The following is an 18,492-nucleotide window of genomic DNA, read 5'->3' as shown; positions in this document are numbered from 1 at the left end:
CCCTTACTTAATGAACGTCACTTTCGTATTGATTAAGCGGCGAATAAGTCGAGCAGCCTCACGCTCCATATCAGCTATGGTTTCCGGCGTGGCGACCTTGCCTCGATACTTGCGCTCCACTTCTGAAAAAACAGCGTTTACGTCTGCCGTGGACGGCGGTGTAACTTCTAAATTTAGCTTTGCCATTGCAGCCCCCTTTGTTGATAAACCATTATCAGGAGCGTCGCGAAACACGATGCCCCTTGTAATGCGCTATCAGGCTTAGAAATACTTGGCTTTCAACGCCACCAGTTCGGCCTCAGCCTCTTCGCCGAGAACGGCCAAGCCGTGCACCACGAAATTCACAAACTCATCATCGCGCGCCTTGAGCGCTTCCAGCGGAGATAGTGGTTTGACTGTTTCTGCCACAGCGATTGGCGCTGCTGGAGCAGGCTGCTGCTGATTCACATCTGGAATGGTTGAGGTAACAGGCGTGTGATTGATTGGCTGGTCTTGCAGTGGTTCGGACATGGTTACTACCTCTGGTGTTTTGATGTCGGCGGCTGCCGGTTTGAAATAGATGCTTTTCAGCCATGCGAGAAAGCGCTTAATCATTTCTGTCTGGCCTCTTCAATTTGACGAATTCCAGCGAGCTGGCTGTTCGCCTGGTCAATCAAGGTAAGCAGCGGGTCAATCCACAAAACCGCCTGACAGTAAGTTATTCGGCGGGAGGTAGTGGCACTAACAGCGGCTGCAATAGGCTGGCCGGTATTGGCGTGCATTGCGCTGGCACGTAAACGGTCCGCGTAGCCGTACAAGCTGTTAGCAATGTCAGCAGGGATAGGCAGAGCACAAGTCGGCTCGCTCTTGAGAATCGTTCGATATTCAATTTCACGCTCCTGACTCTTTCCCGTTATCTGAACGGCGTATTGCTGCGCGGCGCTGGCTATCTGGTTTGAGCGCTGGAAGTTAAACGCCTGCGTGGCCACTGTCTGCGCCTGCAAGGCGTTATCGCTTTGCAGCTGGCTAACCTTGCCTTTCGCCTCTACAGAAACGCCATAAAAATGGAATGCCAGCGCCAGCAGCAGGCCAATCAGCAAAAAGATAATCAACGTGGCTATCACTGCCGCTTTGTTAACCATCAAGCCCCCAGCATGTCAGCTCGCTCTCTTGGTCGCGGCGCTCGATCTGGCCGAAACAGTTATTCGCGCGGATGTTGCAGTCTTTGCCGCCATCCCGCACCCAGCGCTTTATCTCGGCGCATGCCCCACGACGATCGCCAGCATTAAGCTTGCGATAGAACGTGGAGGGGAAGCATTTGCCGGGGCCGATGTTGTACGGGCAGAACGAGGCAATTCCGGCAATTTGTGGCTGAGTCAGCGGTACGTGGACATTCTTCTTAACCCACGCGATCGCCGCTTCCTGCTCAATCTGGTTCACCTGGTCGCATTTTTGCGCGGTAAGGCGCATACCCTGCGCTACTGGCTTCCCGTCAACGCGCGTGGCGCCGCGACAGATTGTCCAGATGCCTTTTCCGTCCTGATAGGAGTTGAGGCGATTGCCTTCTTTCTCATCGAGGAACTGGCTGAGTATCGCCGAGGCGCTAGCGCCAGAAATTATTAGAGCGATCACAGCCTTGCTGAGCTTGCTTTTAACACCAGGCGAAACGGCCATTACTCACCGCCTAGCGCGCGGGCGCGCCTGCGGTCTTCTTTGATTTTGAAATAGAGGTTGGTCATATACGTCAGCACCGCAACGCTGATGCCTGCCAGCACGCCGATAGCATTCCACTGATCCGGACTAAATGTGTTTAACAGGCCGTTCAGGACGCTACCCGCCGATGCTCCGTATGCAACGACAGTAGTTAATTTGTCCATTTTCATAGTCTCCCCCTCCGGGTTTCCGGTTGGGTGCGTAGTCGGTAGGTATTTAGCGCCGCAGTCGATTTGCGGGAATGGTGAGATAGGTGCTGATTGACTGGGCGCTAAAACGAGAAAAGGCCGCCAATTTGGCAGCCCTAGAAACGCGAAAGCCCCGGCGAGTGCCGAGGCTTAAATGTGTTGTGGGTATTAATATCCCATCGTTAAGCGAAATCTATAACACTTTTGGCAACTTTGCAAGCATCGTGAATGCAAAATAACCGATAAACACACATCAAGCGGCTATCGTGCTACCACTGGTTATTTTTATAAACTGCCAGTCTGCGTGTGACTCTTCCGCATCGCAGTGGCTAATGAGCTGGTCATAAAAAGGTTTCCAGTTAAGCGACCATGTCCGCTGTGGTAAATCGGGAAGCAGCGCATTAATGGCGCGATAGGTGCGCGAAGATGGTGATGCTTTCAGGCCGGTACCATGGCAGCGCGGGCAATCCCTTTCGCCAGGCTCGCTTATCTGCCCCTCAGCCTTGCCCATGAGCGCATAATCGCAAATCAATCCTCCGCCATTAGCGAGAGCAATTGGAGCCACTTTTCGGCGCCCTTTGCATTGAGGGCATCGTGCGTGAGGATCGTCAGCGGTGCGGCAGTAAACATCAACTGCTTGCCCGCACATGATCAGCATGGCTTTTGCCATCTGCCGCCCAGCCACTTTCCCGATTGACTTCGGCGCTATCCGTAATGCCACAACAGCAAGAAGCTTGATTGCCTTATCCCTGCTCTCTTGGTCCTTCATGTGCTTGGCAAAGAACAGCGCAAACCCAAGCTCTGCTCGGGACTGGGCCATTCCCAGTGCAGCCATTACATCGGTACCTGTCAGCGCCGCAGATGCTGTCGCGCGAGATGAATCGCTAATCATCAGGCTTTTCGGGGAAAAATGTTTAACAGCTGCTTCAAGATTCATCTAATTTCTCCAATGATTATCTGACCGGATTCACCCCAAACCTTTGTTACTCGACCGTCCCAAATTCGGCAGTCGTCCACGAAAATCGCATCGAGCAACGCTTTTTCCAGATTGTCTTTATCGGGCTTTTGCTGATGCGGCTTGCCCGCCATGTCAGCCTTTTTCTTTTTGCTCCAACTGGCGGGCATCGGCAAAACAAACGTGACGTGCCAGCCACTCTCAGGCAATGAGATCCCCTTGAGCCGCACCTCATCGCAAAACGCACGGTACCGGAGCACTGGCGGGCGCTGCGCCCAGCGGTCACGCTGTGTCATGCGAGGCTTCGGGATAGGCGTGATCACGTATGTTTTCATCATGCTTCCTTTTTGCGCAGTAGCTGTTTAAGCCAGTTAGCGCCCATAGGGACAACCACCAGGAGGCCGCCGGCGCATGCAACAAAGCCCACCACGGCAAAGAATCGAATTAGCGTCTCTAGCATTTATGCCACCTGCTGATTTCTGAGTTGTTGGTATTCGCAGCGCGCGGGGATTGTCAGGCGAAAGTTGCGCTGATGTGCCCACGCATCGACTTGCTCGAGATACAAGGTCATTTCTCCTGTATCGAGCAGCTTGGTGGACTTCACGTAGCGCGTTTCGCCCATGACGGTTATCGCCTTTGGCGGGCAATACAGGTCTTTGAGGTATTCATGCAGTTGCTCGGCAGTGAACTTGCCTTTTCCGGCCCGCGCCACTTGGCTGGCGATCTCACCGTTCCATTTCCACAGGAGCGCGTTCTGGCTCAGCGAGCGCTTATCGCGCCACTCAACGATGCTGACGCGGTAGCGCTTGCCCGACGCAACCAGCTCTTTGAGAACAGGCCAGAGCTGTGCTTTCGTCGTTTCGTGCAGGCAGAAGTCATCCATCAGATATCCCTCTTCGCGTAAGTGCGTTGTGACGCCGCCGGCTGCGGGCGAACCTTGCAGATTTCGGCTGCGCGGACCTGGTCGGTCGGCATGAAGTGGCCGTTTCTGAATTCTTGGTAAACGGTACCGAGTTCACCAAAGCGGTTTTTGGTCACGATGATTTCAGCGAATGGTGCGGCCGGGCTGTCCGGCTCGTAAACGCCGTCGCGGTAGAGCATGTAAATCCCGTCCGCATCCTGCTCGATTGAGCCGCCGTCACGCAGGTCTGAGTTAACCGGGCGTTTTTGCCCCTTTGGTCGGCTCTCAACGTCACGGTTGAGCTGGCTCAGGGAGATAACGGGCGTTTTCAGCTCTTTCGCCATACGCTTCAGGCTGCCGGAGATATGGGCGATAGCGAGGTCGTTGCGCTCAGCGCGCGGCTTTTTAATCAGGCCAAGGTAGTCGGCCATGATCAGCGAAAGGTTTGGATGCTTACGCTTGAGGCGCTCGGCAATGGCCCTCATCTGCTCAACCGTAAGGTTTGACGCATCAACAACCCAAACTTGCAGCCCTTGCAGGCGGCTAATGCCCATGGAGATCCGCGCCCAGTCCTCATCGTTCATGCGGGAAGGCTTGCGCAGTGAAGATACTGGCATGTTGGACGCACCAGCTAACTGGCGTTCGATAACCTGCTGGGCGCTCATTTCCATGGAGAAAATCAGAACACCGCGCGGGAGGTCTTCCTCGCCAATGCGAACCTTGCTTTCAGCGACGCCCTCGGCAACCTTCAGCGCAAACTCGGTTTTGCCCATGCCCGGACGCGCGGCCACCACGATCAAATCCTCGTTGTTCAGGCCGCCAGTAATTTCGTCCAGCTCGGCAATGCCCGTTTTCAGCGTGTCGGACTCTTCGCCGTTCAGCAGACGGTGTTCAAGTAACTCGCCATACGAGCCGAGCAGCTCATCGATGTGAACTGGCTGTATCTCATCGTGCGAGCGGTTGATGTTCATCACCTGGCTGACGAATTCCTGAATCGTGTCGATCGCTCGTTCGTGGTTGTTCGACGTGGTGATCTGGTCGTAATAGGTTTCCATGAGCCGCTGGAACTGGCGGATCTGCGAGAACTCGCTCACGATGCGCGCATAGCCTTTAAGGTTCGCCGCCGACGGGCATTTGCGCATGGTTTCCATGACGTTTGCGAAGTGCTCTTCCCCCATTGCTTCGGCAATCATTAGCGCGTCGATCAGGCCACGGTTATTCGCTTGCCGCTTAATCTCTTTGAACGTCTCACGGTAGAACGGCACGCTGAACGAATCAGCCTCGAGCGTTGCCAGAACATCGCCAGCGTCGGGGGTGAGTCCGCTCACCATCAGGCCACCGATCACACTCGCTTCGATTTCTTGATTGATCACAGTGTCCCTTCCTTCACGTTGCGCAGCGTCTCAGGCTTCATCAGATAATCGAAATTAGCGCGCCAGCCGAGGCCGTCAGGGCCACCGAAGTGGAATTCCCGTGCATCGGTCAGGAATGCCTCGAAGTAAGCTCTAAAGCCGTCTACGGTCTGTTTAGCGAGGTGGCAGGCTAATTCGCGGATCGCCAGCTCACGGTCGCGGTAAAGCTCGGCTGGCGCCATGCGTCCGTCGGTTACCGCGTTGTAGGTGTCAATCACCGCTTGGCAGTCGATATCAACGCAGGTTTTCTGCCAGGCTTCTGCGTCGGACAGGTAACCGTCGAAGCGATTGACACGGCAGATGTTCATCGGCTTGGCCACGGTGTTATTTCGGCGCTTCCAAGTGCGAACTACCCAGCGAACGACCAACTGCAAGTCTTGCAGGGTGTAGGCGCTGCGAGACTTGGTTTCAGTCAGCAGCACGGCGAAGGGTTCAGCAGAACGGCAACTGCCATCTGTCAGCTCGTTGTAATACTCCAGAGCCTGTTTTGCTTCTGCCAGAACGTGTTCTGAAAATTCCTTCCCGCTCTGCCCCTCGGGGGCTTTAGGGGGATCTGTTTTTACTGTCTTTGGAATAATGTCTTTGGTGTCCCCCTGTTTTGAGGGATGGCGCTCCCCTAAATTGAGGGATTTTTTATCCCCTGATTTGAGGGATAATCCCTCGTTTTGAGGGATAACCCACTGAGAGACATTTTTGTTCGGGCCAAACTGGCGCCCTTGCTGTAGAAGAACATTCATTTCAACCAGTTGTAGCTTTGCTTCGTTACAACGCTTCACAGGGAGACGTGCTATCTCAGAAATCTGAGAATCACTGATCCGGTCCATTTTTTTATTCCAGCCATAAGTCAGCCTTAAAATGGCCAGTAGCACTTTGAATTGACGCTTGGTTAAATCCGCGCCTGCATATTCTTCCACGAGCATATTTGCCAGCCGGAAATACCCATCTTCGGTATCAGCCACGCGACGCTCCTCGCGCTCTTCTTTAGCGCGAAATTGAAGTATTTCAGCGGTGCTATTCATCTGCCTTTTCCTCATGCTGCGCCTGCACCTTGCGCCATTCGGCGGCAAAGCGTTGCTGAAAAGCTTTAGGCGCAGCGCCGATAGGATCGGCAGGCCGGACAAAGTCATAGCGGGTATATTCTCGGGGTTGCGCTGGGCGCTTGTTCTTGTGCATAATGGTTAAAACCTCAGTGGTTTTGAGAAGTGACGGCCGTACTGTTCGCGCAGTGCGGCTTTTTTTTGGCTTAACGAAACCATCCCCCCACCTCAATTGAATCCTATTGGCTCAGGCCGCATGCGCTCAGCCTTCATGCCTATCTCAGCCAGCGTCTCCATCGAAAAAAGATAATCCCGGCGAACCAAGACAGCTTCAGGCGGCGCGAGCTGCAAACCGAGCGCTGCAAGCAACTTGCAGAACTGCTCAATATGGCCAGCCTTCCAGCGGCTCAGCGTCGATTCATCCATCCCAATTTCATCAGCGATAGGCTTTTGCCCATGCAGTTGAAGCTGGCGAAGAACGAGTTGTTCCATGTCACGCGGCTTGAGTTTTGGTAGCTCTGAATTGCGCGTTATTGCGTTTGTTTCCACTTATCATCTCCTTGTTAATTGGCGGTTATGCGGCTTCGTTAGTTTCGTTTGGGTGTGGGAACAGTTCCGGTAGGTCAGGGCGGATTTGATGAGCCTTCACTTGCCCATCTGTCGCCTCGACGATCGCAGGAACCTTTTCAGGCGATACTCGCTTTTTGTTATGCAGCCAACACCAGACATTTGGCTGGCTAACTCCAACTCTAAGCGCGAGCTTCTTCTGACTCCCCACCATCTGAATAGCTTTGTTGATGGTTTCGTTAATCATTTTAATAACCTTGAGATTGAACACGTGAAAATAATAACCATGAGACTAAACAAAAGCAATACCCATGGATATTTGACTAAAAATATCCGTGGTTATATGTTCGCTGGCATGAACAAGACGACGCTCGCTCAAAGATTAAAGTTGGCTATGGAAGAAGGTGGCTTTACGCAGGCGTCGCTTGCTGAAGCTGCGGGTACTTCACAGCCCAGTATTTGGAAAATCGTATCGGGAAGGACTCAAAGCTCGGTCAAGTTGATTGATATAGCCAGAGCGCTTAAGGTGCGTCCAGAGTGGTTAGCTGATGGCACTGGCGACATGCGTCCATATCGCTTGGCTAAAAATATCTCTGAAACAAGTTATAAAGAGCCGCCTGAGAAAATCTACTATGACCCTTCCCGCATTGTTGAAATGTGGAACGAGTCAGGCCCGACTCAAATGTTTACGGTCGTTCCTGATATAGTCGATACCCGAAACGCTAGAGCCTATAAAATAAGGTTTCCGACTGGATTCCCTGAATTGCCAGAGGACTCCATCATCGTTGTCGACACTGAAATGCAACCAGGCAACCATGACTTTGTATTCGCCAATGTGAAAGGTGAGCTATCCGCTTACAAATATTTATCACGCGGATCAAACAGTTATTTGGATGTCGGTGATTCTCGATTGCCTTTGGTGCCTGTGGATGAAGAAGTTAAAATCATCGGCGTAGTCGTGTACATGGCCCGCTCCCTCAAAAAGTAAATCTCTTTAAAAGCCCTGCGTTTTAAGTCCGACGCAGGGTAAACCTCTACATACTCCCCAGCTGCAACCCGTACGAATGAAGCCCTCACTTGCCACCCCCAGCAAAACAACTGTATATAATCACAGCCCAATACTACCCTTCAAATTAAAATAATCAAGCCAGCAGGAATAAAACTCGCAAAAGCGAGCAATAAAAAAACTTACAGACTTTATTCTCTTATTTTACAACCAATTAAACCCAAAGTTATAATTTAAATAACTAAGGGTATTGTCACGAGAAATAACCTTGGGTATATTCACCTCATCGAAACGGCAGGACGCCAACTAAGCAGCACGCGATGAGGTGAGCGACGCAATCATCTCCGGCCCCGAGAGGGATCGACCGCAAATTAGTTCTTTGAGGGAGAAGTGTTTTTACCACTGCCCCTGTTATGCCGGGGGCTTTGGCAAGACCACTGAATGAGGAACACAGCATGAGCAGCTACGAACAATATTTCGACAGTTTGAAAGAAGGTGAAGAGGCGATGAGCGAAGCGGAATACAACGAGTGCTTATCACCCCAAGGCAATCTTAAAGCGTCCCTTCATTCTTGAGGGCTCGAAGCTTGAGCAATTTTTGCTTTTTCTCCTCCAGCCCCTCTGCGGTATCAGCCATTGCGATTACCAAGTAGTCGCTGGTTCTGCCTTTGGTAAAGGCATCCATATTTTTTATTACCATTCCCGACAAGGTGTCTGAGACAAAAACGTCTTGGGACTCACTGTACAGAAGCACGAAAAAATCACCTTTAATTTCCATTGAGGTTTCCATGTACGAAGTTAAAAACGTAACCATCATTTTTCTTGATGACGATGACTTCAAAGATCCGAATCTTACGATCGGTTCCGGCGCTTTAAAAGCTGAAGTCGATAAGGCATCTCTTTATGCAGAGGTCATGATTTACAAAAACGTCATGATCAAGAACCGTTACGGCAAAGCCGCAAAATTCCCGTTTACTCCTTCTCTGCCGCAGTAAAACAGCAGTAAAGCCCGGAGTACCGCAGCAGTTCGTTGGGCTTAAAAGTAAAGGCGGTGGATAGCTGGGCATCATCCCAGCACACAACGGCATGCCTACTCATTCCCTTACTCATTGTTCGTGCGTATCCGTGGATGCAGATGAGTGGGCATGGCCGTTGTGTCGGTAGCATAAAAGGCAATGCGCGGGGTTCCCTACCCCGGATCTGGTTCGACTCCAGCCGCACGACTCTCTAACAACTCTCCATGCTGTGTGTTTGCCCTCGCGCCCCGAGGGCTTTTTTTTTATCCATCGCAAAGAAGCCTGCCATTAGCTGCGGGCGTTTTGTCATGAGCCAAAAAGGAGCTGCTATGCAGATCATCCCCAAATTATCCAGAGAACGCCTCGCGGTTTTGCCTGTGGGTACGCCGCTGCGCATTGGCCGCCAGTTGGTGACCTTTACCGGATGCAAAGCTGGCGCCGTGTTCTACAGCGATCAGGCGGGCGTCGAACAGTCATTCACTGAGCAGATGGTCTGCTCGGTGGCAACCGAGGATGTCAGCGCGCAGATGTGCGACTACTGCGGCAAGTTCCGCGCGCCAGCTGATCTGAAAGTCATCCTCGTTGAGCTGTATCGAGGTTCAAAGTCTCACACGGTCTGCAAAGAGGGCTATTGCGCCTACATGTTGCAGATGCAGAAACGCACTAAGCCAGCGCCAGCCGCGCGCGGCGCCAGAGGTAAAACATCATGGAAATGAATGCAGCGAAAAAAGTGCAGTATCGCCACAAGCTGACTGGCGAAGACGTTCGTGTCTGGCAGCGCGATACATCCGGGTGCGGGGTTTTTATTGCTGTTCTGCTGGCGCTGGCCGCCTGCGTCATGATGCTGGTGAATGCGCCATGGCAGTAACTACAGACCCGAAGGTCACAGAAGACCTGATCCTCTCGCTGTGCATCGCACGCCGAATCTCTCCCGCAGACCTTGAGCGCCTGGCTCTCCGGCTTGCACATCTTGAAGCGTATTTAGACGCACAAACCGAAACGGTGAACCAGCATGACTACCTTTCGTGTCATTGATACCGAGACGACATCCCTTGAGGGCGAGGTTGTAGAGATCGCCAGCGTGGATATCGTCAACGGTCAAATCTGCAACCCGCTGAGCGACTTCGTAAAGCCTTCTGAGCGCATCAGCTTTGAAGCCATGGCGCTGCACCATATTACCGAGAAAATGGTCGCAGACGCCCCGCCGCTCAGCGCAGTGATTGATAAGTACCTCGGCGCTGACATCTACGTGGCGCACAACGCCGCCTTCGACCGCGAGATGCTGCCAATGATTATGGCGCCATGGGTTTGCACGCTGAAACTGGCGCGCAAGCTCTGGCCGGAAGAGCCATCCCACGGCAACCAGTATCTCCGGTACCGGTTCGGCTTAGAGCCGGACGTACCAGAAGGACTTTATGCGCACCGCGCTCTTTATGACTGCTACGTTACGGCTACCACCCTGCTTTACATGAACAGCCTAGCGAAGTGGAAAATCTCCGAGATGCGGGATATCACGAACAGCCCTTCTCTGCTGCACATCATGAAATTCGGTAAATACAAAAATAAGACCTTTGCTGATATCGCTGCGAAGGACTCGAGCTATTTCCGCTGGTGTTTATCAAATCTGGAACTCAATGAGGACCAGCAATTTACGATGCGCCACCACATGGGAGCGATGTTCTGATGGGTACTCCAGTACTAATCCTCGGCGACTCAGGCGCGGGCAAGTCCTACAGCCTGCGAAACTTTGATCCGGAAGAATGCCTGTTAATCCAGTGCATACCCAAGCTGCTGCCGTTTCGCTCTAAGGGATGGCGTATCAACGGCCAGCCTGATAGCGATGGCGTGCCTCAGCGCGGGAATGTATTCAGAACCGACGACTGGAACGATGTGCAGGACAAGATCCAGCGCATGGTTCTCTCGAAAACTCGCAAGGTGCTCATCATCGATGACTTTCAGGTCGTCATGCAACACGAAAACATGATGCGCGCCTACCAGACTGGCTACACCAAATTCACTGAGATGGCGGATCACGTCTGGCGAATAATCACGGCAGCCACGCAGCTGCCGGATGACGTGCGGGTTTACTTTCTGGCTCACACGGAAGAGAGCGAAGGCAAAATCCGCATGAAGACCGCCGGGAAGATGCTCAACGAAAAGCTGACGCCGGAGGGTTACTTCTCAATCGTTCTGCGCGCCATCAAGAAGGACGGCAAGCACGTCTTTCTAATCAAGGGTGACGACAACGACACCGCCAAGGCACCACCCGACTTATTCCCTGATCTGTCCGAAATGGACAATGACCTCAAAGCTGTGGACGTCGCGATCTGCGACTTCATGTCTGATTCTTTAGGAGCAACAATCTGATGCAACCAATGAGCTTTAAATTCGACGCAGAAGCCGCCAAGAAAGCAGGCGCTGGCATGGGTATTTCTGAGAATGGCGCTTATGAGGGCGTCATTACCTCAGCTATCTATACCTTCGGTAAAGACGGCAGCCAGTCGCAGGGGCTTGAAATCAGCTTTGATTCGCACGGTGCGAAGGCTAACTATCTGCGTATTAACTTCCTCGGGCGCGACGGCGAGCCAACCTTTGGTATGGGCCTAATCTCCGCCTTGCTGTGGTCGGCAGGCATTAAAGAAGCCGCGGCGGTACAAGTTCAGGGGTCTGACGGCCTTGAATGGCATAACCAGGCGCTGGAGGGCAAAAGCGCCGGACTCGTTCTGCAAAAAACTCTCTACACCAAAACCGACGGCGGCGATGGCTACAAGATGGAAATCCGCCAGGTGTTCAAATGCGGCACGCGCAAGACCTACGCAGAGCACGCGGAAAACTCACCGGCCGAGGCCGTGGATAAGCTGGTCGCCCAGCTGAAAGACCGTGACGAACGTGATCCGAACGCTGCCCCAGCGGGCCAGCGAGCCACAAGCGGGCAGGCTCCATCCAACCCATACGCACAGCAGGCCAACCAATCCACGACGTCACGGTTGCAACAGGCGGCAGCTAACCGCCAAAACCAGGCACCTCAGCAGCAAGTTCCTGACTTCGACGACGACATTCCCTTCTGACCGACCCGCCCATCCGGGCGTAAGCGCTGGCAATGAGAAAATACGCTGACAACCACCAATGCAAAACTGCTGCGGAGGCCGTCGAGTACGCCATCGCGCAGTTCGAAGGGTTGAAAGCAGGCAAGCCAGTCCGGCGTTTGGGCTGGCTTTACCTCGATACGCTCGACGAGATGGAGCGGCGGACGGAACTCGATCAGGAATCGAATAAATCAGGCGGTGACCCATGAACGGAGAGAAAGTGTACTGGGACGGCCGGCAGGTTACCTGCCGCTGCCCTGCTTATGATTTTCCGCACCGGTTCAGCGGCGGCCAATGCAACGGCTTCCATATGGCAAAGCACTGTTTCGACAATAGACTGAGCTGCGCCAGCTGTAACTGCCTTCACGCTGGCGGGTGCGACGTGGTCAACGAAACCGAAAGCCCCGCCGAGTGCCTCTACGTGCTCGACTTCTGCGCCGATTACCAAATCAAGTTACCCCACTGATTCATCAAAAAGATGATCGATCACTTAATTTCGCTCAAATAACGAACAGACCGTTACGGCCTGTATTTTCAGGAAATCATCAATGAAAATTTACATTGCCGGGCCGATGACAGGCTTGCCGCAGTTCAACCGACCAGCCTTCCTCCAAGCCGCACTTAATTTGTCATTCCAGAAACATACCCCGCTGAATCCGGCGATGCTACCGGATGGTATGACCGAAGCCGATTACATGGCTATCGGCTTAACCATGCTTCAGCGCGCCGATGCCATCTACCTACTGAACGGCTGGAAGTTCAGCGCAGGCGCCAGAGCTGAACACGCGCTGGCGATGAAATTGGGTTTACAGGTAATCGAGCAGAAGGAAGAACACTTGAGCGCAGGGAGGAAGGGGTGAAGATTGAAAAAACAAAAGACGGCGAAATCATCATTGGGCCAATTGATGATCAGCGGCTCACGCCCGGCCTATACCGTTCCAGAAGCGGTAGTACGCAGCAATTTGGCGATCGCATTGTTCGAGGCGGAAAGGTTATTCAGGAGTGCGATTTCTCACTGACTCCGCCCGAGAAGCACCTTTATGCTTTGGAAATTTCTGGTGTTTGGTTGTGGGTTAATGGCTGCGGTCACTGCAATGACAACGGCGATAAAATGTCTTATCAGGTTTGTGAAGAACATGACCGCTGCCAAGGCTGCAACAAAAAAAGAGCAGATTGCACCGGCATTCCACCGCGAAACGAGCATGACCATGGCGGCGGGATGTGGGGATCCCATGACGATTGTGGTGTCTGGGGTTGGACTTGTCATCCATGCCATGAGCGACAAGAGGCGATAACTCGCGAAGCTGCATTGTCCCGCATCGTTCCGGATGATGAATTCGATGAAAATGACTACGAGTACGAAGATGAGGCCAAGTGCCCTTACTGCAACGCAGAGGTATGCACTGACGAATCTTATGATGCAGACGGCGAAGAGCTGGAATGTGGTGAGTGCGGCCACGCGTTTACCCTTACCGCAAATCACAGCGTTACTTGGACAACATCACGTATCGCGCCGGTGAAGGAGCAACCTCATGACTGAGCCAACCAAAACTCACAGTGAGCTTTGTGTAATTGCGGAGCGTTTCCTCAGGAATAATGGTTTCAAGGTTGCGTTTCATGATCGGTTTATTGCTGGTGTTTCAACGGGAGAACAACCTGACGCAATCGGATTCCGCAATCTCTCCTCCTGTCTAATCGAGGCAAAGTGCTCTCGCGCTGATTTCCTCGCAGATAGGAAAAAACGGTTCCGAGTTAACCCTGAATTAGGCATGGGTGACTGGCGATTTTTCATCTGCGAACCGGGCCTGATCAGCATTGAGGAACTACCAGAAGGCTGGGGGCTGCTAAACGTAAAAAATGACCGTGTCTATAAAATTTGGGGCTGGCCGGGCAATGCGGTTTGGTTTTCGCGGAAACCGTTTCAGGCCAACAAGCAGGCTGAGTGCGATTACATGTGCAGCGCGCTTCGCCGCCTGCAAATCCGTGGCCATTTACCAGAAGTCTATGCCGGATTGCCGGTGAAGGAGGCTGTATGACTGAGACAACCAAAATTAGCGTGCCGTTTGTTGTGCAGCTCCTGAAGAGTGACGACAGCAAAACATTAATGGCCAAAGGAGAGCACTCTAAAGAGGCAGTTATTGCCGCTGCGGTTGAGCAGGAAGAAATTGCCCCTGATGACGCAGAGAAATATGCAGCAGGTAAACATGAGGTTAATTGGTATCACACCACCCCGCGCGATGGCTATACAGCTTGGTATAGCCCGAGCAAAGAAGGGGTGCGCGGCTCTTTTAAAGCCACTGTCGTTTACATTTTATGGTGAGCAAAATGACTGAGAAAACTGATATCGAGGCGCTGCGGGATAAGCTCGAACTTGCGCTAAAGGATCTAACCGAGCGCCTGACCGATTGCCACCGGCTAAATTTCTGCATGGATGAGCTAAGCGCATTTACCGCTTTCTCCAGCACTGTTATTGACCAGCTAGAAGAAGAACGCCAGCAGCGAGAAGCGGCAGAAGCAGAACTCGCCGCGGTTCGGGGCCAGAAAGGCCAAATAGCTTTTCGCTACCGGTGGGTGGCAGATGAAGAACATGAAGCGTCACGATGGATGTACGAAGATAGGCCGGAAGAGTTTGATTCCATCATGAAGCTAGAAGGTGCGGAGTGGGAAGAGTTTCGCATTACGCCTGCGAGCAAGCTAACCATAAAGGAAGCTGTTTCTGCCTATATTTCTAAGTCCGCTGGCATCGTCGTTAAGGATGGTGAGTGATATGGCGAAATCAGCAGCAGAGCGCAAAGCCGCGCAGCGGGCGCGCCAGAGTGACGCCGGGGTGCAAAAGGTCGAGGTGGCGCTCGACCGACAAGAAGTCGATATGCTTCGCGAGAACTGCGCACTGCGCCGCCCGGCGCGGGAGCCATACGACATGGACGAGTACATCACCATGCTGATCCGCAAAGACAACGCCGAGTTAAAGGCGCAGCTCGCAGAGCAAGCGAAGCGCAGTTGCAAGAAGTGCGGCGACGCGTTGCCCGGCGATAAACAGGGCTGCGCATTCGTCGGCGAGGGTGCGTGCTGGCAGACGATGGGCTGGCATGAGACAAAACTAACAGCGTGACATGTCACGCAGACATCAGCGAAAAGAAATGACCGCCTTCGAGCGGTTTTTTTTTCGCCCGGAGAAAGTCATGCGACACATCATTCGCGGACAGCCGACGCCAGCAGAACGGCGCGCAGCTCAGGCAGCCTTGCACTGCCACCAGCAGAAATATGGTGAATATGCCCGGCGCAAGAACAGCGAAACCTATCGCGTGGAAGTCGATCACCAAATCATTTCAGTCGAGGTGATGAACCGTAAAGCGTCATACGTGGCTACGGTCATGAATCACCATCGCTCACTATCAAAAATATGCGGGGTACCGGCCTGATGTATCAACTCATTTATGCAGACCCGCCGTGGCGCTATGACAACGCGATCAGCAACGGTGCGGCGGGGAATCATTACAGCACCATGACCTTAACCGACTTAATGCGGCTGCCGATCTGGTCCATCGCTGCCGAAAATGCCGTGCTGGCAATGTGGTACACCGGCACCCACAACGCCGAGGCGGTAAAGCTAGCTGAAGCATGGGGCTTTCAGGTCCGCACTATGAAGGGATTCACTTGGGTGAAGCTAAATCAACTGGCGGAGCAGCATATCAATAAAGCGCTGGCCGCCGGACAGGTCGAAGATTTTTATGACTTCCTAGAGCTGCTGAATACCCAAACGCGCATGAACGGCGGGAACTACACCCGCGCCAACAGCGAGGATCTGCTGATTGCCGTGCGCGGCACGGGATTGGAGCGTGCCAGCGCCAGCGTCAAGCAAGCCTTTTACTCTCCCCTCAGCGAGCATAGCGAAAAACCTGCTGAGGTGCGTTTTCGTCTTGAGCAACTGTATGGCGACGTGGCCCGCATTGAGCTGTTCAGCCGCGGCGATGCGCCGGGCTGGCACCACTGGGGCAACGAATGCCCATTCCCCGACGTGGAGCTGATACCAGCAAGCTCTCGGCCCCTGCCAAACTCTCGCATTTCGTTGGTTAAGGCGCAGGCCGGACATTATCAGGCTGTACAGTCCGGCACACTACGACAAGTCCAGCAGCACCAAATCGACCCTGATATTTTACCGGAAACGACAAACAACGTTTGGCCTGCCGAGGTCCATCAGCTATTTGACCAAGTTACCGAGTCCTCAAGTCTTGACGCGCACCTACAGAACAAGCTGCGCCACCACATCAACCGTTTAAAAATCGATGGCCTGTCAATGGCCCAAATCATTCAAACCGCTGGAACGCTGGCGCGCGCAATGGGAGCGAGATCATGAGAGAAATCATCGTAGATAATTTTGCCGGGGGCGGTGGTGCCAGCACCGGCATTGAAATGGCAATTGGCCGAAGTGTAGATATAGCGATTAATCACGACGAAAACGCAATCGCGATGCACAGCACCAATCACCCTGAAACGTTGCATTACTGCGAATCGGTGTTCGATGTTGATCCGGTTGCAGCGACTGCCGGCCGCCCAGTTGGTTTAGCCTGGTTCAGCCCTGACTGCCGACATTTCAGTAAGGCCAAGGGCTGCGCGCCGGTTAAGAAAGAAATTCGCGGTTTGGCTTGGGTAGTTATCCGCTGGGCATTGGCTAAGCGCCCGCGTGTCATGATGCTTGAGAACGTCGAAGAGTTTAAAACGTGGGGGCCGCTGCTTACAGACGAAAATGGCATGCATCACCCTGACCGATCACGCGCAGGCGAAACTTTTGCTGCGTTCATCGCAATGCTAACCAGCGGCGTCGAAGCAGGTCACCCTGCCTTAGAAGAGTGCTGCGAAGTGCTAGGGATCAGCACCGATAGTGATGATGCCCGCCGTCTGGTTGCTGGCTTAGGTTATGTTGTTGACCACCGCGAACTGCGCGCATGCGATTACGGCGCCCCGACCATTCGCCGCCGTTTCTTCATGGTGATGCGTTGCGATGGCGCGCCAGTTGTGTGGCCGGAAGCCAGCCACGCGGATCCGAAGTCGCTGGACGTCCAAAGCGGCAAGTTAGCGCCGTGGCGCACAGCTGCTGAGTGCATCGACTGGTCAATCCCATGCCCGAGCATTTTCGAGCGTAAGCGGCCACTGGCAGAGAATACCCTCAAGCGTATCGCCCGAGGCATTCAGCGTTTCGTGATCGACAACGCCACGCCGTTCATCGTGAAGTGCAACCACACCAGCAGCAAGACGTCCTATGACTGCTTCCGTGGTCAGCCGCTAGAGGAGCCACTACAAACCATCACCAAGAAACACGGTTACGCAGTAGTTACACCACACATCACCAAGTTCCGCACCGGCGCGACTGGGCAGGAATGTGATGAACCGCTGCCAACGATCACAGCTGGCACGTCGGAAAGACCAGGCGGGAATGGTCACGCGTTGGGAATGGTTGAAGCGACGCTATCACCTTTCATTGCTGGCGCAGGCGGATCCGAGTATCAGGGCAAGCCGCGTGCCGCTGACGTTCCACTTCACACTGTGATGAAAGAATCACATTCTGCCTTAATCACCCCAACCTTAGTGCAGATGGGTTATGGCGAACGTGAAGGACAGGCACCTCGCGCGCTGGATATTGAAAAGCCAGTTGGCACGGTGACAGCTGGCGGCAACAAATTTGCTGTAGTAGCGCCAGTTATTGCCCGCATCGGACAGACCGGATTTGGCGGCGACCGCATGGCTTATGACGTATGCAAGCCGCTGACCACCGTAACCAGCAAAGTTGAGCACCTTCTTGTTGCGCCAGTGATTACGCGGCAATTCGGGAACAGCGTAGGCCATGCTGCCGATGAGCCTAACGGGACAATTACGGCGGGCGGTGGCGGCAAAAGCCAGTTATGCGCGGCTTTCCTCGCGAAGCACTTCGGCGGGAACTACAACGGCCCCGGTGTCGAGCTGAATACCCCAGCACACAGCGTTACCACGGTAGATCACCATGCTTTGGTAACTTCTAACCTGATCAAGCTGCGCGGAACGTGCAAAGACGGCCAGCCCGTCACTGAGCCAGCGCCAACTATTACCGCCGGCGGCCTGCATATTGGCGAGGTACGCGCCTTCCTGCTCAAGTATTACGGTAACGAGAAACAGGGCGTCGGCCTTGACGAGTCGCTACACACGGTGACCACCAACGATCGCTTTGGCCTGGTCACGGTAGAAGGCGTTGATTATCAAATCGTGGATATCGGCATGCGCATGCTGCAACCGCATGAGCTATACGCCGCACAGGGCTTCCCGAGCTGGTACGTCATCGATCAGGATTATCGCGGCACGAAATATGCCAAAGATAAGCAGGTCGCGCGCTGCGGTAATGCGGTACCGCCCCCGTTTGCTGAAGCGCTGGTCAGGGCAAACCTTCCTGAAATGTGCGCGGGTGCCAAGGAGGTGGCTGCGTGAACGAGTTCCAGAAAATCTGGCTTTCCGCTTACAACGGCTGGCTGGTTGCCGTCTCCCCCTCGGGGGAGTTGCATCCCACTGACTATACCGAAGCCCGTAAGCATGCTGATGCAGTCATCGCCAGCCTAAAAGCTCTCAGTGAGCCGGAATAATCAACCCTCAATATCAAAGTGAAGC

The 18,492-nt window shown here is 53.6% G+C and carries 33 protein-coding genes; 19 read left to right on the top strand and 14 right to left on the bottom strand.

What is annotated here, in order from left to right:
* Positions 1 to 3: 3 nt before the first annotated feature.
* The 13 genes from V2154_RS02295 to V2154_RS02235 form a co-directional block, all read right to left on the bottom strand.
* Entirely contained in the window at positions 4 to 186 is a 183-nt protein-coding gene (locus tag V2154_RS02295) for a hypothetical protein (RefSeq protein WP_353500898.1), read from the bottom strand.
* A 75-nt stretch (positions 187 to 261) separates the two neighbouring features.
* Positions 262 to 594, bottom strand: coding sequence for a hypothetical protein (locus V2154_RS02290; RefSeq protein WP_353500897.1), 333 nt, complete (start codon positions 592 to 594; stop codon positions 262 to 264).
* Positions 591 to 1,121, bottom strand: a complete 531-nt coding sequence (locus V2154_RS02285; protein ID WP_353500896.1) for a hypothetical protein — start codon at positions 1,119 to 1,121, stop codon at positions 591 to 593. Before V2154_RS02285 ends, V2154_RS02290 begins: the two co-directional genes overlap by 4 nt.
* The gene (locus V2154_RS02280; RefSeq protein WP_353500895.1) at positions 1,114 to 1,653 is read right to left on the bottom strand and encodes a lysozyme; all 540 of its coding nucleotides are present in this window, start codon (positions 1,651 to 1,653) and stop codon (positions 1,114 to 1,116) included. The genes V2154_RS02285 and V2154_RS02280 overlap by 8 nt, the downstream gene beginning before the upstream one ends.
* Entirely contained in the window at positions 1,653 to 1,862 is a 210-nt protein-coding gene (locus V2154_RS02275) for a class II holin family protein (protein WP_353500894.1), read from the bottom strand. The genes V2154_RS02280 and V2154_RS02275 overlap by 1 nt, the downstream gene beginning before the upstream one ends.
* Positions 1,863 to 2,133: 271 nt before the next feature.
* Positions 2,134 to 2,817: an antitermination protein Q gene (locus tag V2154_RS02270; RefSeq protein ID WP_353500893.1), complete on the bottom strand. Its 684-nt coding sequence runs from the start codon at positions 2,815 to 2,817 to the stop codon at positions 2,134 to 2,136.
* A complete protein-coding gene (locus V2154_RS02265; RefSeq protein ID WP_353503888.1) occupies positions 2,814 to 3,170 on the bottom strand; it encodes a RusA family crossover junction endodeoxyribonuclease in 357 nt (118 codons plus the stop codon). The genes V2154_RS02270 and V2154_RS02265 overlap by 4 nt, the downstream gene beginning before the upstream one ends.
* A 125-nt stretch (positions 3,171 to 3,295) precedes the next feature.
* Positions 3,296 to 3,718, bottom strand: coding sequence for a NinB/YbcN family protein (locus V2154_RS02260; RefSeq protein WP_353500892.1), 423 nt, complete (start codon positions 3,716 to 3,718; stop codon positions 3,296 to 3,298).
* Positions 3,718 to 5,106, bottom strand: a complete 1,389-nt coding sequence (locus tag V2154_RS02255) for a replicative DNA helicase (protein WP_353503887.1) — start codon at positions 5,104 to 5,106, stop codon at positions 3,718 to 3,720. Before V2154_RS02255 ends, V2154_RS02260 begins: the two co-directional genes overlap by 1 nt.
* Positions 5,106 to 6,167, bottom strand: coding sequence for a replication protein (locus tag V2154_RS02250; RefSeq protein WP_353500891.1), 1,062 nt, complete (start codon positions 6,165 to 6,167; stop codon positions 5,106 to 5,108). The genes V2154_RS02255 and V2154_RS02250 overlap by 1 nt, the downstream gene beginning before the upstream one ends.
* A complete protein-coding gene (locus V2154_RS02245) occupies positions 6,160 to 6,321 on the bottom strand; it encodes a hypothetical protein (protein ID WP_278879016.1) in 162 nt (53 codons plus the stop codon). The genes V2154_RS02250 and V2154_RS02245 overlap by 8 nt, the downstream gene beginning before the upstream one ends.
* A gap of 92 nt (positions 6,322 to 6,413) precedes the next feature.
* A complete protein-coding gene (locus tag V2154_RS02240; protein WP_437341987.1) occupies positions 6,414 to 6,734 on the bottom strand; it encodes a CII family transcriptional regulator in 321 nt (106 codons plus the stop codon).
* Between the two features lie 25 nt (positions 6,735 to 6,759).
* Positions 6,760 to 6,999 (bottom strand): transcriptional regulator, encoded by a 240-nt coding sequence (locus V2154_RS02235; protein ID WP_437341986.1) that lies wholly within the window; start codon positions 6,997 to 6,999, stop codon positions 6,760 to 6,762.
* Between V2154_RS02235 and V2154_RS02230 the strand changes: the two genes are divergently transcribed.
* Positions 6,895 to 7,740, top strand: a complete 846-nt coding sequence (locus tag V2154_RS02230) for a helix-turn-helix domain-containing protein (RefSeq protein WP_353500890.1) — start codon at positions 6,895 to 6,897, stop codon at positions 7,738 to 7,740. The two genes, V2154_RS02235 and V2154_RS02230, sit on opposite strands and share 105 nt — an antisense overlap.
* 570 nt (positions 7,741 to 8,310) lie before the next feature.
* On the opposite strand, the gene V2154_RS02225 is transcribed toward V2154_RS02230, so the two are convergent.
* Entirely contained in the window at positions 8,311 to 8,535 is a 225-nt protein-coding gene (locus V2154_RS02225) for a hypothetical protein (RefSeq protein WP_353500889.1), read from the bottom strand.
* Positions 8,536 to 8,545: 10 nt separating this feature from the next.
* Between V2154_RS02225 and V2154_RS02220 the strand changes: the two genes are divergently transcribed.
* The 18 genes from V2154_RS02220 (at position 8,546) to V2154_RS02135 (ending at position 18,467) form a co-directional block, all read left to right on the top strand.
* A complete protein-coding gene (locus V2154_RS02220) occupies positions 8,546 to 8,752 on the top strand; it encodes a hypothetical protein (protein ID WP_353500888.1) in 207 nt (68 codons plus the stop codon).
* Positions 8,753 to 9,102: 350 nt separating this feature from the next.
* Positions 9,103 to 9,489, top strand: coding sequence for a hypothetical protein (locus tag V2154_RS02215; protein ID WP_353500887.1), 387 nt, complete (start codon positions 9,103 to 9,105; stop codon positions 9,487 to 9,489).
* A complete protein-coding gene (locus tag V2154_RS02210; RefSeq protein WP_353500886.1) occupies positions 9,480 to 9,641 on the top strand; it encodes a hypothetical protein in 162 nt (53 codons plus the stop codon). Before V2154_RS02215 ends, V2154_RS02210 begins: the two co-directional genes overlap by 10 nt.
* A gap of 144 nt (positions 9,642 to 9,785) precedes the next feature.
* Positions 9,786 to 10,457 (top strand): exodeoxyribonuclease X, encoded by a 672-nt coding sequence (gene exoX, locus V2154_RS02205; RefSeq protein WP_353500885.1) that lies wholly within the window; start codon positions 9,786 to 9,788, stop codon positions 10,455 to 10,457.
* Positions 10,457 to 11,140 carry a DEAD/DEAH box helicase family protein gene (locus V2154_RS02200; RefSeq protein ID WP_278879009.1) on the top strand — a complete coding sequence of 228 codons (684 nt, stop codon included), beginning with the start codon at positions 10,457 to 10,459 and terminating at the stop codon, positions 11,138 to 11,140. The genes exoX and V2154_RS02200 overlap by 1 nt, the downstream gene beginning before the upstream one ends.
* Positions 11,137 to 11,841: a single stranded DNA-binding domain-containing protein gene (locus V2154_RS02195; RefSeq protein WP_353503885.1), complete on the top strand. Its 705-nt coding sequence runs from the start codon at positions 11,137 to 11,139 to the stop codon at positions 11,839 to 11,841. Before V2154_RS02200 ends, V2154_RS02195 begins: the two co-directional genes overlap by 4 nt.
* A gap of 32 nt (positions 11,842 to 11,873) precedes the next feature.
* Positions 11,874 to 12,068, top strand: coding sequence for a hypothetical protein (locus V2154_RS02190; protein WP_353500884.1), 195 nt, complete (start codon positions 11,874 to 11,876; stop codon positions 12,066 to 12,068).
* Positions 12,065 to 12,325, top strand: coding sequence for a hypothetical protein (locus V2154_RS02185; RefSeq protein WP_353500883.1), 261 nt, complete (start codon positions 12,065 to 12,067; stop codon positions 12,323 to 12,325). Before V2154_RS02190 ends, V2154_RS02185 begins: the two co-directional genes overlap by 4 nt.
* An 82-nt stretch (positions 12,326 to 12,407) precedes the next feature.
* Positions 12,408 to 12,719 (top strand): DUF4406 domain-containing protein, encoded by a 312-nt coding sequence (locus V2154_RS02180; RefSeq protein ID WP_353500882.1) that lies wholly within the window; start codon positions 12,408 to 12,410, stop codon positions 12,717 to 12,719.
* Positions 12,716 to 13,399 carry a hypothetical protein gene (locus V2154_RS02175; protein ID WP_353500881.1) on the top strand — a complete coding sequence of 228 codons (684 nt, stop codon included), beginning with the start codon at positions 12,716 to 12,718 and terminating at the stop codon, positions 13,397 to 13,399. Before V2154_RS02180 ends, V2154_RS02175 begins: the two co-directional genes overlap by 4 nt.
* Complete coding sequence (locus tag V2154_RS02170) at positions 13,392 to 13,895, top strand: hypothetical protein (RefSeq protein ID WP_353500880.1); 504 nt, start codon at positions 13,392 to 13,394, stop codon at positions 13,893 to 13,895. The genes V2154_RS02175 and V2154_RS02170 overlap by 8 nt, the downstream gene beginning before the upstream one ends.
* Complete coding sequence (locus V2154_RS02165; protein WP_353500879.1) at positions 13,892 to 14,179, top strand: hypothetical protein; 288 nt, start codon at positions 13,892 to 13,894, stop codon at positions 14,177 to 14,179. The genes V2154_RS02170 and V2154_RS02165 overlap by 4 nt, the downstream gene beginning before the upstream one ends.
* Before the next feature lie 5 nt (positions 14,180 to 14,184).
* Positions 14,185 to 14,625, top strand: coding sequence for a hypothetical protein (locus tag V2154_RS02160; RefSeq protein WP_353500878.1), 441 nt, complete (start codon positions 14,185 to 14,187; stop codon positions 14,623 to 14,625).
* A gap of 1 nt (position 14,626) precedes the next feature.
* A complete protein-coding gene (locus V2154_RS02155; RefSeq protein WP_353500877.1) occupies positions 14,627 to 14,971 on the top strand; it encodes a hypothetical protein in 345 nt (114 codons plus the stop codon).
* A 70-nt stretch (positions 14,972 to 15,041) separates the two neighbouring features.
* Positions 15,042 to 15,281 (top strand): DUF4060 family protein, encoded by a 240-nt coding sequence (locus tag V2154_RS02150; RefSeq protein ID WP_353500876.1) that lies wholly within the window; start codon positions 15,042 to 15,044, stop codon positions 15,279 to 15,281.
* A complete protein-coding gene (locus V2154_RS02145; RefSeq protein WP_353500875.1) occupies positions 15,281 to 16,216 on the top strand; it encodes an MT-A70 family methyltransferase in 936 nt (311 codons plus the stop codon). Before V2154_RS02150 ends, V2154_RS02145 begins: the two co-directional genes overlap by 1 nt.
* Positions 16,213 to 18,315: a DNA cytosine methyltransferase gene (locus V2154_RS02140; protein ID WP_353500874.1), complete on the top strand. Its 2,103-nt coding sequence runs from the start codon at positions 16,213 to 16,215 to the stop codon at positions 18,313 to 18,315. Before V2154_RS02145 ends, V2154_RS02140 begins: the two co-directional genes overlap by 4 nt.
* Positions 18,312 to 18,467 (top strand): hypothetical protein, encoded by a 156-nt coding sequence (locus V2154_RS02135; RefSeq protein ID WP_353500873.1) that lies wholly within the window; start codon positions 18,312 to 18,314, stop codon positions 18,465 to 18,467. The genes V2154_RS02140 and V2154_RS02135 overlap by 4 nt, the downstream gene beginning before the upstream one ends.
* The last annotated feature ends 25 nt before the right edge of the window (positions 18,468 to 18,492 follow it).

It is taken from the genome of Ewingella sp. CoE-038-23 (genome assembly GCF_040419245.1).
GTDB classification, from domain to species: Bacteria; Pseudomonadota; Gammaproteobacteria; order Enterobacterales; family Enterobacteriaceae; genus Ewingella; species Ewingella allii.
Note: the sequence above shows the minus strand (reverse complement) of the source record. Positions and strands in the feature narration are given on the sequence as shown.

What these genes read in the sequence shown, in the direction of transcription:
- V2154_RS02190 (WP_353500884.1), top strand. Translation starts at nt 11,874, where the DNA reads ATGAGAAAATACGCTGACAACCACCAATGCAAAACTGCTGCGGAGGCC.
- V2154_RS02225 (WP_353500889.1), bottom strand. Translation starts at nt 8,535, where the DNA reads ATGGAAATTAAAGGTGATTTTTTCGTGCTTCTGTACAGTGAGTCCCAA.
- V2154_RS02150 (WP_353500876.1), top strand. Translation starts at nt 15,042, where the DNA reads ATGCGACACATCATTCGCGGACAGCCGACGCCAGCAGAACGGCGCGCA.
- exoX (WP_353500885.1), top strand. Translation starts at nt 9,786, where the DNA reads ATGACTACCTTTCGTGTCATTGATACCGAGACGACATCCCTTGAGGGC.
- V2154_RS02170 (WP_353500880.1), top strand. Translation starts at nt 13,392, where the DNA reads ATGACTGAGCCAACCAAAACTCACAGTGAGCTTTGTGTAATTGCGGAG.
- V2154_RS02270 (WP_353500893.1), bottom strand. Translation starts at nt 2,817, where the DNA reads ATGAATCTTGAAGCAGCTGTTAAACATTTTTCCCCGAAAAGCCTGATG.
- V2154_RS02160 (WP_353500878.1), top strand. Translation starts at nt 14,185, where the DNA reads ATGACTGAGAAAACTGATATCGAGGCGCTGCGGGATAAGCTCGAACTT.
- V2154_RS02290 (WP_353500897.1), bottom strand. Translation starts at nt 594, where the DNA reads ATGATTAAGCGCTTTCTCGCATGGCTGAAAAGCATCTATTTCAAACCG.
- V2154_RS02280 (WP_353500895.1), bottom strand. Translation starts at nt 1,653, where the DNA reads ATGGCCGTTTCGCCTGGTGTTAAAAGCAAGCTCAGCAAGGCTGTGATC.
- V2154_RS02185 (WP_353500883.1), top strand. Translation starts at nt 12,065, where the DNA reads ATGAACGGAGAGAAAGTGTACTGGGACGGCCGGCAGGTTACCTGCCGC.
- V2154_RS02245 (WP_278879016.1), bottom strand. Translation starts at nt 6,321, where the DNA reads ATGCACAAGAACAAGCGCCCAGCGCAACCCCGAGAATATACCCGCTAT.
- V2154_RS02220 (WP_353500888.1), top strand. Translation starts at nt 8,546, where the DNA reads ATGTACGAAGTTAAAAACGTAACCATCATTTTTCTTGATGACGATGAC.
- V2154_RS02275 (WP_353500894.1), bottom strand. Translation starts at nt 1,862, where the DNA reads ATGAAAATGGACAAATTAACTACTGTCGTTGCATACGGAGCATCGGCG.
- V2154_RS02165 (WP_353500879.1), top strand. Translation starts at nt 13,892, where the DNA reads ATGACTGAGACAACCAAAATTAGCGTGCCGTTTGTTGTGCAGCTCCTG.
- V2154_RS02140 (WP_353500874.1), top strand. Translation starts at nt 16,213, where the DNA reads ATGAGAGAAATCATCGTAGATAATTTTGCCGGGGGCGGTGGTGCCAGC.
- V2154_RS02265 (WP_353503888.1), bottom strand. Translation starts at nt 3,170, where the DNA reads ATGAAAACATACGTGATCACGCCTATCCCGAAGCCTCGCATGACACAG.
- V2154_RS02210 (WP_353500886.1), top strand. Translation starts at nt 9,480, where the DNA reads ATGGAAATGAATGCAGCGAAAAAAGTGCAGTATCGCCACAAGCTGACT.
- V2154_RS02285 (WP_353500896.1), bottom strand. Translation starts at nt 1,121, where the DNA reads ATGGTTAACAAAGCGGCAGTGATAGCCACGTTGATTATCTTTTTGCTG.
- V2154_RS02235 (WP_437341986.1), bottom strand. Translation starts at nt 6,999, where the DNA reads ATGATTAACGAAACCATCAACAAAGCTATTCAGATGGTGGGGAGTCAG.
- V2154_RS02215 (WP_353500887.1), top strand. Translation starts at nt 9,103, where the DNA reads ATGCAGATCATCCCCAAATTATCCAGAGAACGCCTCGCGGTTTTGCCT.
- V2154_RS02230 (WP_353500890.1), top strand. Translation starts at nt 6,895, where the DNA reads ATGCAGCCAACACCAGACATTTGGCTGGCTAACTCCAACTCTAAGCGC.
- V2154_RS02180 (WP_353500882.1), top strand. Translation starts at nt 12,408, where the DNA reads ATGAAAATTTACATTGCCGGGCCGATGACAGGCTTGCCGCAGTTCAAC.
- V2154_RS02260 (WP_353500892.1), bottom strand. Translation starts at nt 3,718, where the DNA reads ATGGATGACTTCTGCCTGCACGAAACGACGAAAGCACAGCTCTGGCCT.
- V2154_RS02250 (WP_353500891.1), bottom strand. Translation starts at nt 6,167, where the DNA reads ATGAATAGCACCGCTGAAATACTTCAATTTCGCGCTAAAGAAGAGCGC.
- V2154_RS02155 (WP_353500877.1), top strand. Translation starts at nt 14,627, where the DNA reads ATGGCGAAATCAGCAGCAGAGCGCAAAGCCGCGCAGCGGGCGCGCCAG.
- V2154_RS02200 (WP_278879009.1), top strand. Translation starts at nt 10,457, where the DNA reads ATGGGTACTCCAGTACTAATCCTCGGCGACTCAGGCGCGGGCAAGTCC.
- V2154_RS02145 (WP_353500875.1), top strand. Translation starts at nt 15,281, where the DNA reads ATGTATCAACTCATTTATGCAGACCCGCCGTGGCGCTATGACAACGCG.
- V2154_RS02295 (WP_353500898.1), bottom strand. Translation starts at nt 186, where the DNA reads ATGGCAAAGCTAAATTTAGAAGTTACACCGCCGTCCACGGCAGACGTA.